4 protein-coding genes are annotated in these 4,901 nt (G+C 38.8%); 2 read left to right on the top strand and 2 right to left on the bottom strand.

The genetic code is table 11. The features are described from left to right. The first annotated feature begins 104 nt into the window (after positions 1 to 104). The gene (gene lgt, locus D6734_07315) at positions 105 to 911 is read left to right on the top strand and encodes a prolipoprotein diacylglyceryl transferase (protein ID RMF94602.1); all 807 of its coding nucleotides are present in this window, start codon (positions 105 to 107) and stop codon (positions 909 to 911) included. Between the two features lie 61 nt (positions 912 to 972). Continuing rightward, entirely contained in the window at positions 973 to 3,417 is a 2,445-nt protein-coding gene (locus D6734_07310; protein ID RMF94601.1) for a homocysteine methyltransferase, read from the top strand. A 17-nt stretch (positions 3,418 to 3,434) separates the two neighbouring features. Here the strand turns inward: D6734_07310 and D6734_07305 are convergent, their stop codons facing one another. Both D6734_07305 and D6734_07300 read right to left on the bottom strand, forming a co-directional pair. Beyond that, complete coding sequence (locus tag D6734_07305; protein ID RMF94600.1) at positions 3,435 to 4,082, bottom strand: PEP-CTERM sorting domain-containing protein; 648 nt, start codon at positions 4,080 to 4,082, stop codon at positions 3,435 to 3,437. Continuing rightward, the gene (locus D6734_07300) at positions 4,079 to 4,777 is read right to left on the bottom strand and encodes a PEP-CTERM sorting domain-containing protein (protein RMF94599.1); all 699 of its coding nucleotides are present in this window, start codon (positions 4,775 to 4,777) and stop codon (positions 4,079 to 4,081) included. The genes D6734_07305 and D6734_07300 overlap by 4 nt, the downstream gene beginning before the upstream one ends. Positions 4,778 to 4,901 lie beyond the last annotated feature (124 nt).

Here is a 4,901-nt window from a genome sequence, read left to right as displayed (position 1 = left end):
TATTTTAACAGAAAACTGCTTGATAATCTACATAATTCCTTGACGCTTAACCTTTTTAAAAACTATAATACCACAACTGCTTTTAGAGGAAGGATTTTTAATAAATGCATCCTATATTGATAAACCTTTGGGGGCTTGAAATAAAAACTTATGGCACTTTGATTGCCATTGGAATTTTATTTGCGCTCTTTTATATTACAAAGCAGGCACAAAGGGAAAATCTCGATGTACAGAACGCCCTTGATATTAGCATATACATCGTAATCTCGGGAATCATTGGTGCGCGTATTATGTATGTCATTGTCGATTTCAAATATTACCGCAACGACCTTCTTTCAATCTTTAAAGTTTGGGAAGGAGGGCTCGTTTTTTATGGCGGTTTTCTTGCCGCCCTTCCGGTAGGATACTTTTTTCTCAAAAAGAAGAAGATGCCTCCCGGAAAATTCCTCGATATCTTTGCAACAGCGCTCCCTCTTGGACATTCATTTGGAAGAATCGGCTGTTTTATGGCAGGATGCTGTTATGGAAAGCCAACAGATGTCCCGTGGGCTGTTACCTTTACTAATCCCAAAAGTCTTGCCTATCCTGTGCTTGGAATACCAATTCATCCAACACAACTCTATGAAAGCTTATCAAATTTGCTAATCTTCTTGGTCCTTCATCTCTCATTAAAAAGAAAAAAATTCGACGGACAAAATGCAATCCTTTATGTAATCCTCTATGGCACTGCAAGATTTATAATTGAATTTTTCCGAGGCGATGAACGCGGATTTATAATAGAAAATGCGATTTCAACTTCACAGGGAGTTGCACTAATCCTTGTGCCTGCGGCTGTAATTTTGTTAGTCTATAAAATCAGACAACAACATTTTGCAAGTGCGAAAATAAACAGTCGGAAAAGTAAAAAATAATAGTCTTTTAACGATATAAGATTTTTCTGTCTGACTTTATTATGGAATAATAAGGTCTATTATGAATAGAAAAGAATTTGAAAAAATAATAAGGGAGAAAATTTTTCTCTTTGACGGCGCCACAGGCACAATGCTTCAAAACAAACCCTTTGAAAAAGACCTCCCTCCCGAAATGATCAACATAAACCACCCTGATTGGCTTCAGGAAATTGCAAAACTTTATATAGATGCCGGCTGTGAAGCCATTGAAACAAACACCTTTGGGGCAAGCAGTATAAAACTAAAAGAACACGGTTTGGAAGATGATGCTTACAAAATCAATTTTGAAGGAATCAAGGCGCTGAAAGAAATAGCAAATGGTAAAGCGCTCATCGCGGCTTCTATAGGTCCAACGGGAAAACTTATGTATCCAATCGGCGAATTAAAATTTGATGACGCTGTCGAAACTTTCAAAAATCAGATAAAAGCCTGTACTGACGCAGGTGCTGACATAATCATAATAGAAACAATGGCTGAGCCCTCAGAATTGAAAGCCGCCGTGATAGCCGCAAAAGAAGTAACAGAGAAACCAATAATCGCTACGATGACCTTTCAGACAAATCTTCGCACACTTGTTGGCGTAACACCTGAAGTTGCCGCCGTGATCGTTGACGCTCTCGATGTAAGTGCTCTTGGGGCAAATTGTAGTCTTGGACCTGACGGAATGGTTGAAATTGCAAAACGTATGTCACTTATCTCAAAAACTCCTCTTATCTTTCAGCCAAATGCAGGATTGCCCGAATTAATCGATGGTAAAACGGTATTTCCTGCATCTCCTTCAGATATGGCAGAAGGAGCGAAAAAACTTGTTTCAGCAGGTGCAAACATCATTGGAGGATGCTGCGGCACAACGCCTTCACATCTTATCGAAATGAAAAAAGCTGTAAAAAATCTGAAACCTATCAATAAAAAAGAAAAGAAAGGCCTCATTGTTTCAGGTAGGACATCCTTTCACTGTATAGGAGAAGGTCACCCCTTCACAGTCATAGGAGAGAGAATCAATCCCACAAGACGAAGAATTTTATCTGAAAAGATTCTATCAGGAGATTTCTCTTTGGTGCGAGAAGATGCTCTAAAACAGGTAAAAGCAGGCGCATCCATTCTCGACATAAATATGGGAATACCCGGCGCCGATGAAGCTGAATTAGTCTCAAGAGCTGTCTATGAAGTCCAGTCTGTTACAGATGTCCCAATTATGATTGATTCATCCAATCCTGATGCAATAGAGGCAGGGCTGAAAGCATTTTCAGGCAAACCTATCATCAATTCAGTAAGTGGTGAAGAAGTTAAGCTTACAACAATCCTACCTCTTGCAAAAAAATATGGAGCAGCCATTCTTGCATTGGCAGTAAATGAAGAGGGAGTGCCAGAGAAAGCAGAAGAAAAATTCGAAATAATCAAAGAAATCGTAAAACGCGCAGAAGCTGAAGGAATAAGAAAAGACGATATAATAGCTGACTGTGTAGTTTCAACCGTAGCCGCCCAACCTGAATGTGCCTTGGAGACGCTTCGCGCAGTCGAAATGGTAAAAAAAGACCTGCAAATACCAACCATTCTTGGAGTAAGCAATGTATCACACGGGCTTCCATCAAGGAATTCAGTCAATTCCACATTCTTGATTATGGCAATTGCAAAAGGACTTGATGCGGCAATTATCAATCCTCTTGATTTACGAATTCAGGAAGCATTAAAAACAACTTCTCTTCTCACCGGAAGAGACAAAGGCGCAGTGCAATATATCAATTTTGTGAAATCTACCAATCTCGAGCTAACTCAAGGAATAGGGAAAGAGGAAAAAAAGAGCGCAACATCTTCAACAGTAAAAAAGGAAGCGGCTACCTTGCAGGAAAAAATAGAAAAAGCGGTAATAGAGGGCGACAAAGACTCTATAATTCCTCTTGTTGAAGAAGCTCTTGCAAGTGGGATGGATTCCCTTGATATAAGCAATCAATATCTCATTCCTGCCCTCGAAAAGGTTGGAGAAGCTTTCAGAGACAACACAATGTTTTTGCCTCAGGTATTGATGTCTGCAGAAGTTATTGAAAAGGCATTCAAACGGATTAAGCAGGATATGAAGAAAACTGCAGATAGCACCGGGAAAAAAATTCTTATGGCAACGGTGGAAGGCGATGTCCACGATATCGGAAAAAATATCGTGACAACTCTCCTTCAAAACCACGGTTTTAATGTAATAGATATAGGGAAGAATGTGCCCTGTGAAAAAATTCTCGAAGAGGCAAAAAAGAATAATGTAGATATGATTGGTTTGTCTGCATTAATGACAACTACTGTAATGCAGATGGAAAAGGTGATTAATGCCCTTCGTGAAAAGAATCTAAATATTCCTGTTGCTGTGGGCGGTGCAGTGGTAACTCAAACCTTCGCAGACAAAATAGGTGCATCCCTTTACGCTAAGGATGCCCTTGAAGCTGTAAAGAAAGTAAAGGATTTTTTCAAAATAGAGTAACTTCTGACAGCTCCTTCTTATTTCCTTTTTCGCCTTACAAATAAAACTGCCGCAAAACCTGTACCAAGAAGCATCAATGTCGATGGCTCCGGGACAGGACCTGCTGATGAAAGGAATCCCAATGTCACACGAAGTCTCTCAGACAGCCCAACAGTATTACCCATAGTTGTATGTGTCTGTAAATCTCCATCAACGGCAAATATAACCGAAGCGGGTTCCGCATTATCTCCTAATGCAGCATAGCTTGAAACAAAACTTCCATACTCACTTTCGCCTGAAAAGAAATTCAGCTCAACCTCGGCAAGATTAAGTCCGCCTCCAGCAGGATATGTCATACCAAACACCGCAGTAATACTCAAATATTCTCCATCGATATTAAAAGTTCCATCTGCATTTGAATAATAAACATCATAAAATTCTGTATAAGCTCCCATAAAATCCTTATTGTTAGGGGCAAGAGGATCTGAAAGACGCGTAGTTAACTCAACGCTATTGACATCCAAAACATATGGATTAGGACCAGGCCCGCCCGTTCTTTCCCAAATAGTAATGGACTTCAAATTAGGAATAAATCGTATCGGTGTAGCTTCAGATTTATTTGGTGCGACAATTTCAATGAGAATGACAAATGATAAAAAAACAAGCTTTTCAATCCAAACTCTCATTTTTTAAAATTTCGATATGTTAGAATACTACTTATGCCAACAGCCAATAAGATAAAAGATGACGGTTCTGGAACCGGAGGATTTGCAAGGTCTGAAATTCCAACCTGAAATATAGGGTCAAAACTATAATCTTTACTTGTCCTCCAGCTGACAGATGACACAATTCCCGGAAATTGAATCAGTCCACTTCCGTTTTTCCCTATTAAACGCAAACCGGATTTCCATAGTTGTCCTGGACCAGTGTAACCTGAACCAACATTTAATAAATCAAAACCTCTATCAAATTGAAACCATGTCGAATGTGTATTGTCACCCAAAGCCATAATCGCTATTACAGGGTCCACAACTGGTTGTGAAAAAGTAACCGTATGAATTACTAATGAGGAATATGTACTTGGACGAATCATATCAGAATCAGGTGGAGGATTATCAACCACTGGCGGGGCTGTATATGTAGTGGGATTGTATGACCAAAAGTTAATCCCCCCCCCAGTTTGTGCATTTTGAAAATAACCAGTATATGTAACAGATACACCGTTAACATTACCATCAACTTCACCCCATGTGTAATAATCCTGCGAAGTCCAATCCACCCATGAAATCGTTAGCGCTTGGGAAGACGAGCATATACAAATAGAGACAAAAAATATTAGTAAACTCATTGCTATCTTTAAATTTCTTTTGTTTTTAATCATTCTTTTCTCCTCACATATTCTTAATTCCAAAATATTATCTCAATAAATTGCAATTTTCATGCCAAAAAATCAAAAAAAGTCTCTTCCAAAATATAACTCATTGAAAATATTAAAAATTTTTTTA

This window comes from Candidatus Schekmanbacteria bacterium (assembly GCA_003695725.1).
Taxonomy (GTDB): Bacteria; Schekmanbacteria; GWA2-38-11; order GWA2-38-11; family J061; genus J061.
The sequence above is the reverse complement of the archived record's forward strand: the minus strand, read 5'-3'. Positions and strand labels throughout refer to the sequence as shown.

Excerpts from the sequence above, each read along its gene's own strand:
- D6734_07305 (RMF94600.1), bottom strand. The coding sequence starts at position 4,082 with ATGAGAGTTTGGATTGAAAAGCTTGTTTTTTTATCATTTGTCATTCTC.
- D6734_07310 (RMF94601.1), top strand. The coding sequence starts at position 973 with ATGAATAGAAAAGAATTTGAAAAAATAATAAGGGAGAAAATTTTTCTC.
- D6734_07300 (RMF94599.1), bottom strand. The coding sequence starts at position 4,777 with ATGATTAAAAACAAAAGAAATTTAAAGATAGCAATGAGTTTACTAATA.
- lgt (RMF94602.1), top strand. The coding sequence starts at position 105 with ATGCATCCTATATTGATAAACCTTTGGGGGCTTGAAATAAAAACTTAT.